16 protein-coding genes and 2 pseudogenes are annotated in these 19,708 nt (G+C 65.3%); 16 read left to right on the forward strand and 2 right to left on the reverse strand.

The genetic code is table 11. The annotated features are described in order from the left end of the window. Positions 1 to 18: 18 nt before the first annotated feature. Together K9U37_RS03380 and K9U37_RS03385 are read right to left on the reverse strand one after the other, a co-directional pair. Positions 19 to 564, reverse strand: a complete 546-nt coding sequence (locus tag K9U37_RS03380; RefSeq protein WP_243070524.1) for a PadR family transcriptional regulator — start codon at positions 562 to 564, stop codon at positions 19 to 21. Between the two features lie 144 nt (positions 565 to 708). After that, positions 709 to 1,563 (reverse strand): DUF1707 SHOCT-like domain-containing protein, encoded by an 855-nt coding sequence (locus tag K9U37_RS03385; protein ID WP_243070525.1) that lies wholly within the window; start codon positions 1,561 to 1,563, stop codon positions 709 to 711. Positions 1,564 to 1,676: 113 nt separating this feature from the next. Between K9U37_RS03385 and K9U37_RS03390 the strand changes: the two genes are divergently transcribed. From K9U37_RS03390 to K9U37_RS03465, 16 genes and pseudogenes are all read left to right on the forward strand, one after another. Beyond that, a complete protein-coding gene (locus tag K9U37_RS03390) occupies positions 1,677 to 2,108 on the forward strand; it encodes a DUF5318 domain-containing protein (protein ID WP_243070526.1) in 432 nt (143 codons plus the stop codon). A 103-nt stretch (positions 2,109 to 2,211) separates the two neighbouring features. Continuing rightward, a complete protein-coding gene (locus K9U37_RS03395) occupies positions 2,212 to 4,569 on the forward strand; it encodes a transglycosylase domain-containing protein (protein WP_243073202.1) in 2,358 nt (785 codons plus the stop codon). Further along, a complete protein-coding gene (locus K9U37_RS03400; protein ID WP_372489378.1) occupies positions 4,566 to 6,218 on the forward strand; it encodes a glycosyltransferase family 87 protein in 1,653 nt (550 codons plus the stop codon). Before K9U37_RS03395 ends, K9U37_RS03400 begins: the two co-directional genes overlap by 4 nt. Beyond that, positions 6,187 to 6,300, forward strand: a pseudogene (locus tag K9U37_RS03405) (DJ-1/PfpI family protein); the annotation flags it as partial. The gene K9U37_RS03400 and the pseudogene K9U37_RS03405, both read left to right, overlap by 32 nt. A gap of 137 nt (positions 6,301 to 6,437) precedes the next feature. Then, positions 6,438 to 6,728, forward strand: coding sequence for a 30S ribosomal protein S6 (rpsF, locus tag K9U37_RS03410; protein WP_243070527.1), 291 nt, complete (start codon positions 6,438 to 6,440; stop codon positions 6,726 to 6,728). 82 nt (positions 6,729 to 6,810) lie between these two features. Further along, on the forward strand, positions 6,811 to 7,317 hold the full coding sequence (locus K9U37_RS03415) for a single-stranded DNA-binding protein (protein ID WP_243070528.1): 507 nt from the start codon (positions 6,811 to 6,813) through the stop codon (positions 7,315 to 7,317). Between the two features lie 53 nt (positions 7,318 to 7,370). Next, positions 7,371 to 7,631 carry a 30S ribosomal protein S18 gene (gene rpsR / locus K9U37_RS03420; RefSeq protein ID WP_243070529.1) on the forward strand — a complete coding sequence of 87 codons (261 nt, stop codon included), beginning with the start codon at positions 7,371 to 7,373 and terminating at the stop codon, positions 7,629 to 7,631. A gap of 16 nt (positions 7,632 to 7,647) precedes the next feature. Beyond that, positions 7,648 to 8,106 (forward strand): 50S ribosomal protein L9, encoded by a 459-nt coding sequence (gene rplI, locus K9U37_RS03425; RefSeq protein WP_243070530.1) that lies wholly within the window; start codon positions 7,648 to 7,650, stop codon positions 8,104 to 8,106. A 480-nt stretch (positions 8,107 to 8,586) separates the two neighbouring features. Beyond that, positions 8,587 to 10,386: a replicative DNA helicase gene (dnaB, locus tag K9U37_RS03430; protein ID WP_243070531.1), complete on the forward strand. Its 1,800-nt coding sequence runs from the start codon at positions 8,587 to 8,589 to the stop codon at positions 10,384 to 10,386. A 251-nt stretch (positions 10,387 to 10,637) separates the two neighbouring features. Continuing rightward, on the forward strand, positions 10,638 to 11,303 hold the full coding sequence (locus K9U37_RS03435; protein WP_243070532.1) for a TnsA-like heteromeric transposase endonuclease subunit: 666 nt from the start codon (positions 10,638 to 10,640) through the stop codon (positions 11,301 to 11,303). Next, positions 11,300 to 13,450, forward strand: coding sequence for a TnsB C-terminal domain-containing protein (locus K9U37_RS03440; protein ID WP_243073204.1), 2,151 nt, complete (start codon positions 11,300 to 11,302; stop codon positions 13,448 to 13,450). The genes K9U37_RS03435 and K9U37_RS03440 overlap by 4 nt, the downstream gene beginning before the upstream one ends. Continuing rightward, on the forward strand, positions 13,450 to 14,574 hold the full coding sequence (locus K9U37_RS03445) for an AAA family ATPase (protein ID WP_243070533.1): 1,125 nt from the start codon (positions 13,450 to 13,452) through the stop codon (positions 14,572 to 14,574). Before K9U37_RS03440 ends, K9U37_RS03445 begins: the two co-directional genes overlap by 1 nt. Continuing rightward, entirely contained in the window at positions 14,571 to 15,596 is a 1,026-nt protein-coding gene (locus tag K9U37_RS03450; RefSeq protein ID WP_243070534.1) for a TniQ family protein, read from the forward strand. Before K9U37_RS03445 ends, K9U37_RS03450 begins: the two co-directional genes overlap by 4 nt. After that, complete coding sequence (locus K9U37_RS20130; protein WP_243070535.1) at positions 15,505 to 16,962, forward strand: hypothetical protein; 1,458 nt, start codon at positions 15,505 to 15,507, stop codon at positions 16,960 to 16,962. Before K9U37_RS03450 ends, K9U37_RS20130 begins: the two co-directional genes overlap by 92 nt. 26 nt (positions 16,963 to 16,988) lie before the next feature. Next, positions 16,989 to 18,425 (forward strand): TniQ family protein, encoded by a 1,437-nt coding sequence (locus K9U37_RS03460; RefSeq protein ID WP_243070536.1) that lies wholly within the window; start codon positions 16,989 to 16,991, stop codon positions 18,423 to 18,425. A 32-nt stretch (positions 18,426 to 18,457) separates the two neighbouring features. Further along, positions 18,458 to 19,699 (forward strand): annotated as a pseudogene (locus K9U37_RS03465) (ISAzo13 family transposase); the annotation flags it as partial. Positions 19,700 to 19,708: the final 9 nt, after the last annotated feature.

Genomic DNA, 19,708 nt, shown 5'->3' on the forward strand with positions numbered 1-19,708 from the left:
GTCAGGTTCTATGTGGCTTCAAGCCTGGTCCGGGTGCGTCTGTGCGACCCGCTCGGCGGTGATCAGCTCGTTGAGCCATTTGACTTCCCGCTCGCTGGACTCCAAACCCAGCTGATGCAGTTGTCGGGTGTAGCGGTCGAGCGAGTTGCTGGCCCGCGCGACTGCCTCACGCAGGCCTTCGCGGCGTTCCTCCACCTGCCGACGGCGGCCTTCCAGGATACGCATCCGCGCTTCGGCGGGTGTGCGGTTGAAGAAGGCCAGGTGAACACCGAAGCCGTCGTCGGTGTAGTTCTGCGGACCGGTGTCGGCGACGAGTTCGGAGAACCGCTGTCGGCCGGCGTCAGTCAGCTGGTAGACCCGCCGGCCACGGCGCAATACCGGGGTTCCTGCGGGGGCGGCGTCCTCGGCGATCAGCCCGTCGGCCTGCATCCGGCGCAGCGCCGGGTACAGCGAGCCGTAGGAGAAGGCACGGAACGCCCCCAGCAAGCCCGTCAGTCGTTTGCGCAGCTCGTAGCCGTGCATCGGGGACTCGAGGAGAAGACCCAGGATGGCAAGCTCCAGCATCGGGTCACCTCCTTTCGTCAACCGTTACGGCGCGTCGACACCTCCGGCAATAGTATCGGGCCGATATATTCGGTGCCAACTCGGGGGTGAACGCGGGGGGGCCCGCAGGTGTCGGGCAGCACGTCAGTGGGTGAATAACCCCAGCTACGGGTAGTTGATCTGCTTGACGGTGCCGTCCGGGGCCAATTCGATGTAGCCGCTGCCGAAGTCGCTGGAGACGTCGATGTCGATCGACAAGGTTCCCGGCACGGTCTGGTCCCGGCTCGGCTCGACGATCAGGTAGGTGCTCTTGACGTCGGAGGGCTTGATGTTCAGCGTCTCGGGCGCTCCCCGCAGCACGCCGACCACCGCCTTGGCATCGAATTCGGCCAGATCCACCACGGTGGCGTCGCTGCTCTTCGACGAGGTGCTGGGGTCTCCCCACCCGCCGCGGTAGGTGTAGCTGAACGAGCGTCGGTCGTCGTTGGGGTCGGGACGGTCCAGCGAGGCGTAGTCCGGATAGATCACCAGTCGGTAGCCGATGGTGTCGCCGAACTTCTTGCGCGTCTGCTCGAAAAGGCCGTGGAGCCCGCCCAAGGACTGAAGCTGTCGCGGTGGGGTCAGCACCACCGGCGCCACCCTGTCGGACTTGGCGCCCGGGTCGGAGGTGAAGTTCAGCGGCGACGGGGTGTTGCCGTACAAACCCCAGCCGATCCCGATGCCCAGCAGCACCAGCACCCCGGCCACGGCGGCCCGGAGACCCCACCCGCCGCGGGACGACGGGACGATCCGCCCCGGCTTCTTCAAACTCGCCAGTTGGACTGGGGCGTTGGCGGTCTGCAGGTCGGACACCAGGGCCCGCAGGTCACCCAGCGTCGTGGCGGTGGTGGCGGCGTTGACCCGCTGCTCGTGTTCGGTCATCGACAGCTGTCCCTCGGACAGTGCGGTGTCCAGGATCTGACAGATGTCGTTGCGGTCACTGTCCTTGGCCCGCGTACCAGCTGTCTGGGAGGTCGCCACGACGACGATCGTAGAAGTTGGGGGTCCAAGACCGCAGACTAGACGGGCAATCCGCCCGACCCGTGGGACCGGTTGCGCGTCGGTGCTCAGATGGCCGACGTACTCTGGTCTTCGTGCGACTGCAGCGACAGGTGGTGGACTACGCCCTACGGCGGCGCTCCCTGCTGGCCGAGGTCTACTCCGGCCGCACAGGGGTCACCGAGGTGTGCGACGCCAATCCCTATCTGCTGCGCGCCGCGAAGTTTCACGGCAAGACCAGTTCGGTGCCGTGCCCGATCTGCCGCAAGGAACCGCTGACCCTGGTGTCGTGGGTTTTCGGCGATCACCTTGGTGCCGTGTCGGGGTCGGCCCGCACCGCCGAGGAACTGGTCCTGCTGGCAACCAAGTTCGATGAGTTCTCGGTGCACGTGGTGGAGGTATGCCGGACCTGCGAATGGAATCACTTGGTCAAGTCGTACGTGCTCGGAGCGCCGAAGCCCACCAATGGACGCGGCAGGCGCGGCACCCAGACGGCGCGCTCCGGCGCGCGTACGGCCAGTGAATAGCGAAGGGCGTCGCGACCGGCCAGCCACTGACATTCGTGCGGGTTCAGGCGGCAATGGTGCGTCCGACGGTCTCCGGCACTGGGCCGAGACGCCCACGACGAAGATTCCGGCCGCCGACGAGTCGGGCACACGCGTCCGGCAAGTTCCCCCGGACGACCGGCTGACAACGCTCATCGAGGCGCTGCCGCGCGACCCGATCGACCTCGTCAAGGCGGCGCTGGACGGCACACCGCCGCCGAAGCTCCCGCCGCCGCCACCACCTCCACCGACGCGCGGGGGCCCCGGCGGCCCACCGCCCAAGCCGCCGAAACTCTCCCAGCAGATCTCCTGGAAGTGGGTGTGGCGCTCGATCTACCTGGCAGCGGTCGTCCTGATCGTGCTGCCGATGCTCACTTTCGGCATGGCCTACCTGATCGTCGACGTGCCGCAGCCTGGTGACATCCGCACCAACCAGGTGTCGACGATCCTGGCCAGCGACGGTTCGGAGCTGGCGAAAATCGTTCCCCCCGAAGGGAACCGGGTGGACGTCAACATCGACCAGGTGCCGGTGCACGTCCGCAACGCCGTGATGGCGGCTGAGGACCGGGACTTCTACAGCAACCCGGGATTCTCGCTGTCCGGGTTCGCCCGCGCCATCAAGAACAACCTGTTCGGCGGCGACCTGCAGGGCGGCTCGACGATCACTCAGCAGTACGTCAAGAACGCACTTGTCGGTGATGCGCGGTCGGGCCTAGGCGGTCTTATCCGTAAGGCCAAGGAGCTCGTCATCTCGACGAAGATGTCGCGCGAATGGTCCAAGGACGAAGTGCTGCAGGCCTATCTGAACATCATCTACTTTGGGCGCGGCGCCTACGGCATCTCGGCTGCGTCGAAAGCCTACTTCAACAAGCCGGTCGACCAGCTGACCGTCGCCGAGGGCGCGCTGCTCGCGGCGCTGGTCCAGCGGCCCTCGACGTTGGACCCCGCCGTCGACCCCGGCGGCGCGGCGGCCCGCTGGAACTGGGTGCTCGACGGCATGGTGTCGATGGGTGCGCTGTCGAAAGACGAACGCAGTCAGCAGGTCTTCCCTGCGACGGTGCCGCCGGACCAGGCCCGCTCGGAGAACGTGACCACCGGCCCAAACGGGCTGATCGAGCGCCAGGTCACCAAGGAACTTCTCGACCTGTTCAACATCGACGAGCAGACGCTGAACACCCAGGGCCTGCAGATCACCACGACCATCGACCCGCAGGCGCAGAAGACCGCCGAGGACGCGGTGTCGAAATACCTCGACGGTCAGATGCCCGACATGCGCGCGGCGGTGGTGTCCATCGACCCGCGCACCGGTCGGGTGAGGGCCTACTACGGCGGTTCGGATGCGCAGGGCTACGACTTCGCCCAGGCCGGCCTGCCGACGGGATCGTCGTTCAAGGTGTTCGCTCTGGTCGCCGCGCTCGAGCAGGGGATGGGTCTGGGTTATCAGATCGACAGCTCGCCCGTGGACGTCAACGGCATCAAGATCACCAACGTCGAGGGTGGGGGTTGCGGCGTCTGCAACATCGCCGAGGCGCTCAAGCGGTCGCTGAACACCAGCTACTACCGGTTGATGCTCAAGCTCAAGAACGGTCCGGCCGACGTCGCCGATGCCGCGCACCGCGCCGGTGTCGCGACCAGCTTCCCCGGGGTGGAACACACGCTGTCCGAGGACGGCCTGGGCGGCCCGCCGAACAACGGTGTGGTGCTGGGCCAGTACCAGACCCGGGTGCTCGACATGGCGTCGGCCTACGCGACGTTGGCCGCCTCCGGGATGTACCACAAGCCGCACTTCGTGCAGAAGGTAGTCAACGCCCGCGGCGAGGTGCTTTTCGACGCCTCCCAGCAGGACAACACCGGCGAGCGCCGCATAGAGAAAGCCGTCGCCGACAACGTGACAGCGGCCATGCAGCCCATCGCCGGGTGGTCCAACGGCCACAACCTGGCCAACGGCCGGCCGTCGGCCGCCAAGACTGGCACCAACCAGCTCGGTGACACCGGCGCCAACCGCGACGCCTGGATGGTCGGTTTCACCCCGTCGCTGTCGACGGCGGTCTGGGTCGGAACCGTGGACGGCACACAGCCTTTGGTGAACCAGTGGGGCGGCCCGGTCTACGGCTCGGGCATCCCGTCGGACATCTGGAAGGCCACCATGGACGGTGCGCTCAAGGGCACCGACATCGAGTCGTTCCCCAAGCCCGCCGAGGTAGGCGGCTACGCGGGTGTTCCGGCACCACCACCACCACCGCCGCCGCCGACCGCCGCACCGCCGAGCGAGACGGTGATCCAGCCCAGTATCGAATTGGCACCGGGCATCACGATTCCGCTCGGCCCGCCGACGACCATCACCAACCTGCCGCCCGGGCCGCCGCCGCCGGGAGGTGAGCCGCCGGTGATCCCACCGCCGGGTGGCGACCCCAACGCAGCCGTTCCGCCTCCGCCGCCGTGATCGACGGCGGTGCCGGCCGGGCCACGGCCTCTCCACAGCCGTTGGCCGCCGATCTGCGCAGCGCGGACGACCGCGATTTCCCCAGTCGCACTGACACTCTCGGCTCCGCGCTGTCCGATGTTGTCGGCGGCCCCGTCGGCCGCCATGCCCTGATCGGCCGCACCAGGGTGCTCACTCCACTGCGGGTCATGTTCTTGATGGCGCTGGTGGTTCTGGCGCTGGGCTGGTCGACGAAGGCGCCCTGCCTGCAAACCGTCGGCACCGGTCCACCCGACAAGTTGGTGGCCAACTGGCAGAACCAGCGGGCGTACTACGAACTGTGCTACTCCGACACCGTGCCGCTGTACGGCGCAGAGTTGTTGAGCCAGGGCAGGTTCCCCTACAAGTCCAGCTGGATCGAGACGGACTCCACAGGCCGGCCGCAGACCCGCTACGACGGCAAGCCAGCGGTGCGCTACATGGAGTATCCGGTCCTGACCGGGGTGTACCAATACGTTTCGATGGCGTTGGCCAAGACCTACACCGCCGTCGCAAAGATGTTGTCGCTGCCGGTCGTAGCCGAGGTGGTGATGTTCTTCAACTTCTCGGCGGTCGGTTTGGCGCTGGCCTGGCTGGCGACGGTGTGGGCGTCGTCGTGGCTGTCGGGCCGACGGGTGTGGGACGCGGCCCTGGTGGCGGCCTCCCCGGTGCTGGTCTTCCAGATCTTCACGAATTTCGATGCGCTGGCAACGGCTTTGGCGATCGGCAGTCTACTCGTCTGGGCCCGGCGAAGACCGGTGCTGGCCGGCATCCTGATCGGCCTGGGGGTATCCGCCAAGCTCTATCCGGCCCTGCTGTTGCTGCCGCTGGTGGTGCTGGCGATCCGTACGGACCGGATGGCCGACGCGGCGCGGTCGGTGGTGTCCGCGGTGGGCGCCTGGTTCCTGGTGAACCTGCCGGTGATGCTGCTCTATCCGCGTGGCTGGTCGGAGTTCTTCCGGCTGAACTCCCGTCGCGGCGACGACATGGACTCGCTCTACAACGTGGTGAGGTCATTCACCGGATGGGACGGCTTCGACCCGAACCTGGGGTTCTGGGAACCGCCGGTGGTCCTCAACGTCGTGGCGGCCGTGCTGTTCCTGTTGTGTTGTGCGGCAATCGCCTACATCGCGCTGACCGCTCCGCAGCGCCCGCGGGTGGCGCAACTGGTGTTCCTGACGGTGGCCGCGTTCCTGCTGGTGAACAAGGTCTGGAGCCCGCAGTTCTCGCTGTGGCTGGTCCCGCTGGCGGTTCTGGCGTTGCCACATCGCCGAATCCTGTTGGTGTGGATGACAATCGACATGCTGGTGTGGGTACCTCGGATGTACTACCTGTACGGCGAGGGCAACAAGGGGCTTCCCGAGCAGTGGTTCACCGGCACCGTGCTGTTGCGCGATATCGCCGTGGTCGGGCTGATGGTCCTTGTCGTTCGCCAGATCTACCGGCCCAAACTGGATCTCGTACGCTGGAACGGCCTGATCGACGACCCGGCGGGCGGGGTGTTCGACGGTGCGCCCGACGCGTTCCCCGCCCGGCTCCCGCAATGGCTGCGCCCCCGTGGAGCGCGCGCCCACCTTCCCGAGCCGGGAGGGACACCGGATGCACGTCGCGATAGCGTTGTTTCCGCGTAACACCACGTTGGACGCCATCGGGCCCTGCGAGGTGCTGCAGCGGGTGCCCTCGATCGACGTCGTGTTCGTCGGGCGCGGGCGACGGAGTACTACAGCGCCCGGAGCTGATTTCGCTGATCAGCCTGCGTTCCGGTAGCCTGGGCAGGTTGCCGACGCAGGCGACTCTCCTGCCACGGAATGACCGTGGCCGCTACGACCATAGGAGGTGATGAGGTTCCCATGCGTCCATACGAAGTCATGGTCATCCTTGACCCCACTCTTGACGAGCGCACCGTAGCTCCGTCGCTGGAGACGTTCCTGAACGTCATCCGCAAGGACGGCGGCAGTGTCGGCAAGGTCGACATCTGGGGCCGCCGCCGGCTGGCCTACGAGATCGCGAAGCATGCCGAGGGCATCTACGCCATCGTCGATGTGAAGGCCGAACCGGCCACCGTGTCCGAGCTCGACCGTCAGCTCAACCTGAACGAGTCGGTGCTGCGGACCAAGGTGATGCGGACCGACAAGCACTAGTCACTCAGTGGAGAACGTCGTCGCGCGTCGTACCAGTTACGTAGGCTCGCGGTGAATCCACCCACTATGCCAGGAGGACCTTGTGGCCGGTGACACGACCATCACCGTCGTCGGAAATCTGACCGCCGACCCCGAACTGCGATTCACCCCGTCCGGTGCAGCAGTCGCCAATTTCACGGTGGCGTCCACACCACGGATCTATGACCGCCAGAGCGGGGAGTGGAAAGACGGCGAAGCGCTGTTCCTGCGCTGCAACATCTGGCGTGAGGCGGCTGAGAACGTCGCCGAAAGCCTCACCCGGGGCTCCCGCGTCGTCGTGACCGGCCGGCTCAAGCAGCGCTCCTTCGAAACCCGTGAGGGTGAGAAGCGCACCGTGTTCGAGGTCGAGGTTGACGAGATCGGCCCCTCCCTGCGGTATGCCACCGCCAAGGTCAACAAGGCCTCCCGCGGCGGTGGTGGCGGCGGCTTCGGTGGTGGTGGCGGCGGCGGGACGTCCCGTCCGGCGGCCACCGAGTCCAACGACGATCCGTGGGGCAGCGCCCCGGCATCGGGATCGTTCGCCGGCAGCGACGACGAACCGCCTTTCTAACACAACCTTCAGCGCGCCCCGCGCGCTCATCAAAGAACGAAAGAGATTGACACATGGCCAAGTCCACGAAACGGCGTCCTGCTCCGGAAAAGCCGGTCAAGACCCGCAAGTGCGTGTTCTGCTCCAAGAAGGGGAAGGGGCAGAGCATCGACTACAAGGACACCGCGTTGCTGCGCACCTACATCAGCGAGCGCGGCAAGATCCGCGCCCGTCGGGTGACCGGTAACTGCGTGCAGCATCAGCGCGACATTGCGATCGCCGTCAAGAACGCGCGCGAGGTTGCTCTGCTGCCGTTCACCTCGTCGGCCCGATAGACAAGGAAGTACGACAATGAAGCTGATCCTGACTGCCGAGGTCGATCACCTCGGCGTGGCCGGCGACACCGTCGAGGTCAAGAACGGGTACGGCCGCAACTACCTGCTGCCGCGCGGCTTGGCGATCGTGGCAACCCGCGGCGCCCAGAGGCAGGCCGACGAAATCCGTCGCGCGCAGGAGGTCAAGACCGTCCGCGACCGTGAGCATGCCGACGAGATCAAGGCCGCTATTGCCGGTCTGGGCTCGATCACGCTGCCGGTGAAGGCTGCGGCGGACTCGGGCAAGCTGTTCGGTTCGGTGACCGCCAACGACATCGTCAGCGCGATCAAGAAGGCCGGCGGTCCCAGCCTGGACAAGCGCGCAGTGCAGTTGCCCAAGGCACACATCAGGGCGACTGGAACTCACACCGTCGGCGTGCACCTGCACCCCGAGGTCAACGTTGATGTCACGCTGGACGTCGTCGCCCAGAGTTAGCCGCAAGCGTCAGATTCCCCGGGTGTTGGCCCTTCGCGGCCGCACCCGGGGAATTGCTGTATTCGTGGCGAACTCTTCACGTGTGGTCAGCCACAGCTAATCTTCCCTGCCGTTCACCTGGTGCCCAAGGTTCGGCAACACAACGCGCCCGAGAACGCAACCCGGGCCGACACGCCGAACGACTTGCCATCCACAGGCCATGAGCGGGGCTAATGTGCCTCTATCAGGGCAAACCAGCGAAAAATGCATAGTGATCCACAGGTTTTCCCCAACGCCTCAACATTAGTTCCGCAGCTATCCACAAGCCACTAACAGGTTGGTGAACAGGCCGGAGTTGCGGTACTCCCGGCAACGTCTAGCGTGAAGCGGTCGGCGGTGCAGATCCAATCCTCGGCGGCGGTGTTGTCGGTGTCACGGGGTAGAAGTCTTGACATAGATCGAACAGGCGTTCGGCAGATTTGAGGGGGTGTGGGTCACTCGATGGCGGTCGTTGACGATCTCGGTCAGCCCGGGATGGCGTGCCCGCCCAGCGAGGATTTCGGTCGGCAGCCGCCGCAGGATCTTGCCGCCGAGCAGTCGGTGCTGGGCGGCATGCTGCTGAGCAAGGACGCCATCGCCGACGTCCTCGAGCGGCTGCGCCCCGGCGACTTCTACCGGCCCGCCCACCAGAACGTCTACGACGCGATCCTCGACCTCTATGGCCGTGGCGAGCCTGCCGACGCCGTCACCGTCGGTGCAGAACTCGATCGCCGTGGTCTGCTGCGCCGCATCGGCGGACTGCCCTATCTGCACACCCTGATCTCGACGGTGCCCACGGCGGCCAACGCCGGGTACTACGCCGGCATCGTCGCCGAGAAAGCGCTGCTGCGCCGGCTGGTGGAGGCCGGCACCCGGGTGGTGCAGTACGGCTACGCCGGGGCCGAGGGCGCCGACGTCAACGAGATCGTCGACCGCGCTCAGGCCGAGATCTACGACGTCACCGAGCGGCGCACGTCCGAGGACTTCCTGCCCCTCGAACAACTGCTGCAACCGACGATGGACGAGATCGACGCCATCGCCTCGCAGGGTGGTCTCTCACGCGGTGTACCGACGGGGTTCACCGAGCTTGACGAGCTGACCAACGGCTTGCACCCCGGTCAGATGATCGTGGTCGCGGCTCGTCCGGGTATGGGCAAGGCGCTTGCGCTGGACACGCCCCTGCCCACGCCGGGTGGCTGGACCACCATGGGCGAGGTCGCCGTGGGCGACTATCTGATCGGCGCCGACGGGCGTCCCACTCGCGTCGTTGCCGCCACCGAAGTCATGCTCGGCCAGCCTTGCTACGAGATTGAGTTCGCCGACGGCACGGTGATTGTGGCGGATGCTGAGCACCAATGGCCCACGGCTGGCGGTATCCGTACCACCATGACATTGCGGGCCGGTGCGGATGTGGTGACCGCGGCCGCCGCGCGGCAGCTTGTCGGCGCAGGCAGCCCGCTGCCTACCGCGTTCGGGGTGGCCGAAGTTCGCCCCATCGACAGCGTGCCGGTGCGGTGCGTCCAGGTCGACAATGACGACCACCTCTACCTCGCGAGCCGCGCGATGATTCCGACCCACAACTCAACTCTGGGCTTGGATTTCCTGCGGTCCTGCTCGATCAAGAACCGAATGCCGAGCATCGTGTTCTCGTTGGAGATGAGCAAGTCCGAGATCGTGATGCGACTGTTATCGGCCGAGGCCAAGATCAAGCTCGCCGATATGCGCTCAGGTCGGATGAGTGATGACGACTGGACCCGCCTGGCGCGGCGGATGAGCGAAATCAGCGAAGCGCCTTTGTACATCGACGATTCGCCGAACTTGACGATGATGGAGATCCGCGCGAAGGCCCGTCGGCTGCATCAGAAGGCGGGGCTGCGGCTGATCGTGCTGGACTACCTGCAGCTGATGACATCCGGGAAGAAGGTCGAGTCCCGCCAGCAGGAAGTCTCCGAATTCTCAAGGCAGATCAAGCTTTTGGCAAAGGAGCTGGAAGTTCCGGTCGTCGCCATGAGCCAGTTGAACCGTGGTCCCGAGCAACGCACCGACAAGAAGCCGATGCTGGCCGACCTCCGCGAATCGGGTTCGATCGAGCAGGACGCCGACGTGGTCATCCTGCTGCACCGGCCCGACGCCTTTGAAAGCGATGACCCGCGCGGCGGCGAGGCAGACCTGATCATCGCCAAACACCGTGCAGGACCGACGAGAACTGTCACGGTGGCGCATCAGTTGCACCTGTCGCGTTTCACCAACATGGCGCGGTAGGGGTGTCGGTTTGTAGGGTCTCACGGAACGTGGCGGAATCTCACGAGTGATGGCGGAGTGATGGCGGATCCGCCACGTTCGTGAGACACGCAGGTTGTTCAATCCCAAGGGTGCGTCGAAGGCCATGTGACGATCAGGTCACCAAAGCAGTCTGATCCGATTGCAGGGCCGAGGTGATTGCCGTGGGCCATAGTGCAGAGAAGGCGTCGGGTGTCTCTGTCTCATACCGACGTGCGGACGACCTGAGGGAAGTGGCACGAGAGTGGGCTGCGGCGGGGGCCGACGAACTTGCCAGCGCGACTCCGTGGCGGACGTTCAGGTGGCACCGCGGGCAGAAGCACTACTCGGGTACCTACTGGTCGAGCACCCTCGGCAGTCACGTCATCTACGAATCACGACTTGAGTTGGCGCGCTTACTCTTTGCCGATTTCGACATCAGTGTGCGGCAGATCGTTGCCCAACCGTTTCTGCTCCGAGCTTCAGTTGACCGCAAGCCACGCAGGCACATCCCGGATTACTTGCTAAACACGGACACCGGCCCCGTAGTCGTGGATGTGAAACCCGCCCGCCGTCTCGCGGATCCCAAAGTGGCTTTCACATTCGAGTGGACTCGCGAACTCGTTGAGGCACGCGGCTGGCGCTATGAAGTGGCGACCGAGCCCAACGCGGTTGAGTTGGAGAATGTCCGTTTCCTTGCGGGATACCGGCGCAGCTGGTTGTTCCGTTCAGAGTTGCTGGCACAAGTGCGGGAGAAGAATCTGGATGGCTCACCACTCGCGAATGCGTTCAAGTGTCTGCCAGGGGAGCCGATCAATCATGTCAAGTCTGCCGTGCTGCACCTTCTCTGGCGCCAAGAACTTCAGATCGATCTGAGCGAGCGACTAAGCGAGCGAACAGAATTGAGGATGTCGGCATGACTTCAGCTGGGGTACGAATCGGCGTGGGCACCAGGCTCGTGCACGATGGTGAGTTGGTGGAGATCGTTGAGATCCACACGGGCCAGACAGGTATGGACGTCGTATTGAAAGGGACGTCGAAGAAGGCGGTCATCCGAGCCCGCCTCAACGAACTTCTCATGTCAGACAGCACACGAGTGATCCCGGATTCGGAGGGACCGTGCAGCGATGACGACTTCGAGCCTGCCGGGCTTGTGCTCGCACAGCTCAGCGACGTCGAGCGCAAAGAAATGATCGAGCGAGCGGCGCACGTCCGCGAAGTGCTCACCGGATTCCGTTCGGGTAGTGCGGAGTTGGCGCTTCCCGGGGAGCCCCGACCGGAGTATCAAGCAGTTGTGCCCCTGTCGAGACGTTACGCAAGCAAGGGGCGCGAGCTCGGTGCCGGTGTGCGATCCATCGAACGTTGGGTTCAGCAGTTCCAGAAGCACGGTGAAGCGGGTCTGGCGTCGACGCGGGAGAGGAGGACCGCAGGCCCGGGTGCGAATGTCGACCCGCGGTGGACCGAGACCGCCATTGAAGTGATGGTGGAGCACACAGACCAGTCGCGCCCGTCGCAGACAATGGTGATCACGCGCGCCAACGCCAGAGTCGTCGCGCGGTTCGGCGACGGTGCCGTGGAATTACCGTCCCGTGCAACGGCATTCCGCGTCCTTGCCGAGCTGGAGAGCCGGTACCCGACCTTTCGGTTGAGCACCAAACGGAACCGCGACATCGCCGAGCGGCCGGACGGAGTGTACGGAAAGCTGCGCCCGACCCGGCCTGGTGAGTACCTATTGATGGACACCACGCGGCTGGATGTTTTTGCGATGGATCCGATCACCTTGCGGTGGATGCAGGCCGAACTGACGATCGGAATGGACTGGTACACCCGGTGCGTCACAGGAATCAGTTTGACGCCGGTGTCCACGAAGTCGGTCGACGCTGCGTCCGTGTTGTATCAGGCTTATCGGCCCCGACCAGCGGGTAAGGATTGGCCAGCCCAAGCGGTATGGCCCGAGCACGGTGTCCCAAGGTCGGTCCTGATCGATGTCGATGCGATTGATGGGTCCCTGGTCGGCGCGGCTGGGCCGGCGATCGTGCCGGAAACCATCGTTATTGATCACGGCAAGATTTTTGTATCAGACCATCTGACGAGTGTGTGTCAGCGGATGGGGATTTCGATCCAGCCTGCGCGATTGCGGACGGGTCGAGATAAGGGGCCGGTGGAGCGGTTCTTCCGCACTATCCGCGAGGACCTGCTGCAAGTCTTGCCGGGATACAAGGGCCCTGATGTGCACTCCCGCGGCCTGGATCCGGAGTCGGAGGCCTTCTTCTACATTGACGAGTTGGAGGCGATTATCCGCGAGTGGGTGGCCGTGGTGTATCACCGCCGACCGCACGACAGTCTGATCGACCCGCATGTGCCGGGATTGCGAATGTCCCCGGCACAGATGTTTGAGCACGGTGTCGCTCGCGCCGGCTACATCGAGGCTCCGCGTGATCCCGATTTGGCCTACGAGTTCCTGAAGACAGAGTTCCGGAAGATCCAGCACTACGGCGTGGACTTCGGTTCCCGCCGCTACAACGGTCCGGCACTGAACTCGTATCGCAACATGACCAGCCCATACAAGGGGAAAGTCAAGGGCCGCTGGCCCATTCATTACGATCCCGACGACGTCACCCGCGTCTACTTCCGCGACCCAGAGACACGCAACTGGCACACCCTGATGTGGGAGCACACACCGGCTATGGAGATGCCGCTCAGCGAGGACGCTCTGCAATTCGCGCGCAAGCTCGCAGCCTCGAAGTACACCTACCCCGACGATCGGCTCGCGGTGGCGAATCTGTTGGAGCGGTGGAACCTCGGGTTGGGGTCCACGCTGGCGGAACGCCGCATGGCGTTGCGGCTCTCCCGCGGCGCCACCCTGATCGACGAGACCGAGACACAGGACGAGGTCGTTACCCTGCCGTCGGTCGCTCGTGTGCTGGCGACAGCAGATCCCCCCGCTGCCGAGGACCCGGACAGGACGATCGACGAACTCGACCCCGACTTCGGCGATGACGATGCTGAGGATGAACTCGACGACTACGCCAACGACTTTTACGCCGAGGCGCTGGACGACGCGTGATGGCCAAGAAGAATTTGGCACAGGAAGTGACCGAGTCCCGGTTGGACAATCTCACGTTGGCCCGCAAGGAGGGTTGGCAGCGATTTGTGAACACCGCTGCCCGGATCCCGCCGGAGCCATTGACCCGTAAGGAACTTGAGGAGCTCAGCGAAGAAGCCTACGACGACTACAACCGGCAGCGCCGCGAGTGGCACGCCAATCTCGGTCCGATCAAGACACCGCAGCTGGCAGCCCTGCATGAGGACTTGTGGGACATCGTCGACAGCAACGCCCAGGACGGCGATAAGGCCAAAGGCGCGGTGGCGATCGACGCGTTTCCCGGACTCGGGAAGACCACATCGGTGCTGGACTTCGCCAAGAAGTTCCACCGCCGCGAAATCAAAGAACAGGGAACCGAAACCAGCGCGGGCGACGAGCGGTGGCCGGTATGCCGGGTCGGGTTGACCGGTAACACCGGCATGGTCGAATTCAACCGGGCGATGTTGTCGTTCTTTGCCCATCCGGGGATGTCGCGCGGCAACGCCGCCCACTTCGCCCACCGAGCACTGGACTGTGTACTGACGTGTGAGACCAAGCTGCTGATCGTGGACGATCTGCATTTTCTGCGCTGGCGCAACACCGTCGGAGTGGAGATCAGCAACCATTTCAAGTACATCGCCAACGAGTTTCCTGTCACCCTGATCTTCGTCGGCGTTGGATTGGCGGCGCGGGGACTGTTCTCCGAAGGGCATTCCTACGAGGACGCGGTGATCGCTCAAACCGGCAGACGCACCACCAAACTCGACATGCGCCCCTTCGTGATCGACACAGATGAAGACAGGCGCGCATGGCGCCAACTGCTCCTCGCGTTGGAGAAGCGGATCGTGCTGGTCGACAAGCATCCCGGAATGTTGGCCGACGACCTCTCTGACTATCTGTTCGCCCGCAGCACCGGGCATATCGGTTCGCTCATGACCCTGATCAATCGCGGCTGCCAGCGAGCTGTGCGCACCGGTGCGGAAGTCCTATCCCGTGAGCTGATGGATCTTGTTAAGAATGACGAGGCATCGGAAAAGGCCCGCCAGGACCTGGAGCTGGCCTTCGATGCGCGACGGCTGACGACAAGGATCGGTAAGGCCGGGTGAACACCGTGCGCACCCTGCCGATCCGCGTTGTCCCGGTCGACGGCGAGGCGATCGAGTCGTGGCTGGAAGCGATCGCCCATCGCACCCATACCGCGTTCGGCGACCTGCTGACCGCCGTAGGCCTGAGTCCGTACAACGGGATGGGTACCACCGCGTGGATCGTGTGCCTGAATCCCGACGAGGTGGCGACGATCAGCACCGCGACTGGAATCAAGCCTGATGTGCTGGAAACGATGACACTGCAGCACTATTCGGGACGGGCGGTGCGCATCAAGCCCGACGCGCGGATGCTCAGCCGGGCATTTCCGTGGGGGCGTGGACGGGGATCGCGGTTCTGCCCAGCATGTTTGGAAACCACCGGCGGGCGCTGGCAATTGAGGTGGCGCTTGGGCTGGACATTCGCCTGCACCATCCATAACTGCTTGCTCGCCGACGCCTGTCCACACTGCGGCGCGGTCCAGCGCCGCCGCACACACATCGGTGACATCATTCCCCAACCCGGCCGCTGCTCCCACCCCGCCCCTGACGCGACGGGGCGCAGCCCAACAAGGTGCGGCGCCGACCTCACCACCGCGGCCGTCGCCGTATTCGATTCGGATCACCCCGTGATACACGCGCAGCGCGTCGTGAACACCGTCCTCGACCGCGACACCGTGACGTTCGGGGTGTACCAGACCGTGCCGCAGCCAGGGCTCAACGTCCTTGCCGATATCCGGGCCGTCGCCGGCCGCGCCCTGGCCTACGCCACGCCGCAAGACCTGGAAACCGTTATACCGCAAGATCTCCTCGGTGTTTACCGGGCCACTGCCGAGCCCTCGGATTCGCGGTCCGGGCCCGCCCGAACCGATACGAAGCCTGGCGGCACCGGCACGGGCCGCGACTGCCGCGGTCGGAGTGGTAGCCGCTGTGAACGCCTTGGATCGCCCCGACGTGGCGTCCGCCGGGGATACGCTGCGCTGGCTGGTGACCTCCTCACGGGAGCGCGGATCGGCCGTCCACGCAACGAACATCGCGTGGGGTAAGAGCACCTCGCCGGTGCTCACCGGAGTTCAGCTCGCCGCACTCGGGCCGCTGCTCAACCCAAGCGATCAACTGCGTTACCGCATCGGCACTCCAATGCCGCACCATCCGGTCCCGGGCGCGGCGCGCACCGCGATACTGGCTGGGCGGTTGCCCTCGATGTTGTGGCCGACGTGGTCACTACCATTGGCCATCCCGGGTTGCCACCAATGGCAACTGCGCCCAGCACTGTCCGCCATCCTTCTGTTGGTCAACAGCAGGCTCAACCTCGATGAACCCGCCGGCGTGATCGACAGTCCCATCGAGGGCCACGCGGTCTCCCGTGTCCTGCAGCTCCTGGAAAAGCAGGACCAGTGGCGCAGCATTCGCGCCGCGCTCATCCGAATGGCCGACTACCTCGCTGACAATGACATCCCGATCGACTACCAACGCCGTCGCCGCGCCGACTACGCCATGCTGCTGCCGGACAAGGTGTGGGCGCAGATCTGTCGCGACACCGCCACCCCGGGACCCCAGCCGGCCCGGGCAAGGATCGCCCGCTGCTTCATGTTCGAGCGCCTCAGCGGACAGCCCACCAGCACATCGCCATGGGCCCTGGACGACAGCGCCTTTCGTACAAAGACCGCCGATTTCCCCGGCCATCTGACACCCGGACTCGCCCAAGCCCTCAATGAGCACGCGCACAAGTTTCTGACCGAGCAGGGTATCGACGACGAACCAGTGACATGGCAACCGCCGAACCGCGTGCTCGACAGGCTCGACCTCCCCGGACCCGACCCTGCCGCAGTCGACATTGCCGACCTACACCGCGTCATGGAGGTCGACGGGATCAGGCTCGGGACTGCTGCACACCGGTTAAACACGAGCCTCGACACCGTGCGCTACTTACTTGAAGCCCACCCCGCGCCCCGGCCGGATCCACCCCACGGTGCACCACTGCCTACTGCCTACAACCGGGCGTACATGTCGGCGAAGGCGGTGCTCTCCCGCGAACAGCTCGCCGACCTATATGAACAGCAGCACAGAGGACTGCGAGAGATTGCCGAAGCCATCGGTGTCAGCCGACAGATCGTCGCTCAGCTCGCCCGCCACTACGAGCTGCCGCTACGCGAACCCGGGCGGCGCCCACGGACGAGCATCGACCGAGACTGGCTCTACGACCAGTACGTCACCAAACGCCGGCCCCTGCGGGACATAGCCCAAGAGGCTGGTATGAGCACCGCCAACATGGCGCGCTGGGCGAAACGACACGCCGTCCCCATGCGTCGCCGCGGCGGCGCCAGTCACAACTCGGCCCTCGCCGCCCAGATCGGAGCCGCTGCAGCTCCCGGCCCGATCAAGCCAGCGCTGGCCGGGACCGTTACGTGAGTACGATCCGGACGCTACCTATCCGAGTGGATCCGCTCGCCGGGGAGGCCCTGGACTCGTGGCTGGCAGCGATCGCCGACCGGACTCAGACCGCGTGGAGCGACATGCTCGCCGCCCTGCGACCAACCGCGTCTGACGCCACCACCGGCCATTCGCTACAGCGCAATTGGGTCGTCTATCTCCGTCCAGACGAGGCGGCGAACATTGCTGCAGCCACTGGTGTCGATCCAGCGGTGATCGGCGCAATGACGTTGGCCCGCTACGAGGGCACCGCGTTGATGATCGACAAGGCGCGGCGATGTGTCACCCGCGCCTTTCCTTGGGCACGCGCACGCCACGCTCGCTACTGCCCCTGCTGTTTGGCTGACACCACCGGGCGATGGCAGCTGCAGTGGCGCCTGGGCTGGGCGTTCGCCTGCACCGTTCACCGGTGCCTGCTCGTCGATACCTGCCCGGACTGTGGGCAGACCCAGAAGTTGAACCCACACGTCGGGGAGGACATCCCACAGCTCGCCCGTTGCGCGACGCGCGCTCCGCACGGGTCTGGAGGGCCCTCAGCGCGGTGCGACGGCGACCTCACGACCGCTGAGGTCACCTCGCTGGCGGGTGACCATCCGGCGTTGCTCGCACAGCAGACCCTGCTCGATATCATTTCCGCGGACCGAGCATCCTTCGGTGTCTACGCAGCGCAGCCCACCGTTTCCCGTGGCGCACTGGCTGATATCCGCGCTGTCGCCTCTCGCGTCCTTGCCTACGCCAGTCAGGAAGACATCGCCGAACGCCTCCCCGATGACCTGGCCACCGCATACGAGCAGGTCCGGTCGTCGCCCCTCGGGTCAGGACAATCGCCGAATCCGGCGAACAAGCCCGGGATGGCGGCACCCACCCGTGCGGCCACTGCCGCTGTCGGTGTCACGATCGCACTGTCGATCCTGGGCGCACCAGACATCGAGGCGGCAGGCGCGGCGCTGCGGTGGATCGTTCACCGCGGCCGCCGCAACGGAGTGGCCGTCAACACCACCACTGCCCCCGAATGGGGCCGCGGCGTCAGCACTACCTTGACAGCCGTACAACTGAACGCATTGGCGCCGTTCATGAAACCCAGTGACCAGCTGCGCTACCGCACCGCCACCGCGATCCCAAGCAATCCACCCCAAGGTGACAGCAACGCGGAGCGGCTGGCCCACCAGCTTCCCAGCATGTTCTGGCCGGCCTGGTCGCTCAGATTCACCGTCCCGCCATGCAGTCCATTGCAGATGCGGCCAGCCCTGTCCGCCGCGATGATGCTCGTGGGAACAAAGCTGAACTTGACCGCCGCGGCGCACCGGACAGGATCGGCGGTAACCGCCGCCGGAGTGTCACGCAGCCTGCACTTCCTCAGCAACGATCCCCGCTGGGCCGACAGCCTCATCGCGCTCGCGCGACTCGGCGACTACCTAAGGAATCGCGCAGTAATTGATTAGGTTTTTCCGTTTGGTTTGTCGACACTTGTGGTATGACGCTGCCTGCTGTGGACTCCGATCCGGTCGCCGCCCGTTTGTTGTTGATCCGCCCGCATCTGGATGAGCGGGCGTGGCGGTTGTTGCTCGGCGCGGAGGCCAAGGTGCTGGGTCGGGGCGGGATCAAGCTGGTCGCGGCGGCCGCTGCGGTGCATCCGGATACCGTGGCGGCCGGTGTGCGTGAGTTGGATTCCGGCGAACCGATTCCGGGGCGGGTGCGCCGGCCGGGTGCGGGGCGCCCGCCGATGGCGGTGACCGACCCCGATCTGGTCGCCGCGCTCGACGCACTGGTGGATCCGGTCACCCGTGGTGATCCGGAGTCGCCGTTGCGGTGGACGACCAAATCGACGGCGAAGCTGGCCGCCGAGCTGACCGCCAGGGGACATCGGGTGTCCGCACGGACGGTGGCCAAGCTGCTCAAACAGGCTGGTTACAGCCTGCAGGCGAACTCGAAAACCCTGGAAGGCACCCATCATCGGGATCGGGATGGGCAGTTCGGCTATCTCAACACCCACGTCGAAGGATTCCAGGCCGACGGGGACCCGGTGATCAGCGTGGACACCAAGAAGAAAGAACTCGTCGGCAACTACACAGCTGCCGGCCGCGAATGGGAGCCCGCCGGGTCACCCCGGCAGGTGCAGGTGCACGACTTCGCCGACAAGGCCCTGGGCAAGGTGGCCCCCTACGGGGTCTACGACATCGCCGCCAACACCGGCTGGGTCAACGTCGGCACCGACGCCGACACCGGCGCGTTCGCGGTGGAATCGATCCGCCGCTGGTGGACCACGATGGGCGCCATCAGCTATCCCGGCTCGGACAAGCTGCTGATCACCGCCGACTCCGGCGGCTCCAACGGATCCCGGCTGCGGCTGTGGAAAACCGAACTCGCCGCCTTCGCCACCGAGGCCGGACTCGACATCACGGTCTGCCACCTGCCGCCCGGCACCTCCAAATGGAACAAGATCGAACACCGGCTGTTCTCCGCGATCAGCCGCAACTGGCGCGGACGACCCCTGGAGTCCCACGAGGTAGTCATCGAAACTCTCAGGGCAACAACCACATCCACCGGGCTGACCGTGAACGCGGTGCTTGACACCACCACCTACGAGCGCGGCATCAAGATCACCGACAAGCAGATCGCCGCCCTCGAAGCCACCCAACTGCACCGTCACGAATTCCACGGCGACTGGAACTACACGCTCACAGCCGACCACACCGCGACACGCCCAACAGAACCCACCTAATTA

The organism is Candidatus Mycolicibacterium alkanivorans (genome assembly GCF_022760805.1).
Taxonomy (GTDB): domain Bacteria; phylum Actinomycetota; class Actinomycetes; order Mycobacteriales; family Mycobacteriaceae; genus Mycobacterium; species Mycobacterium alkanivorans.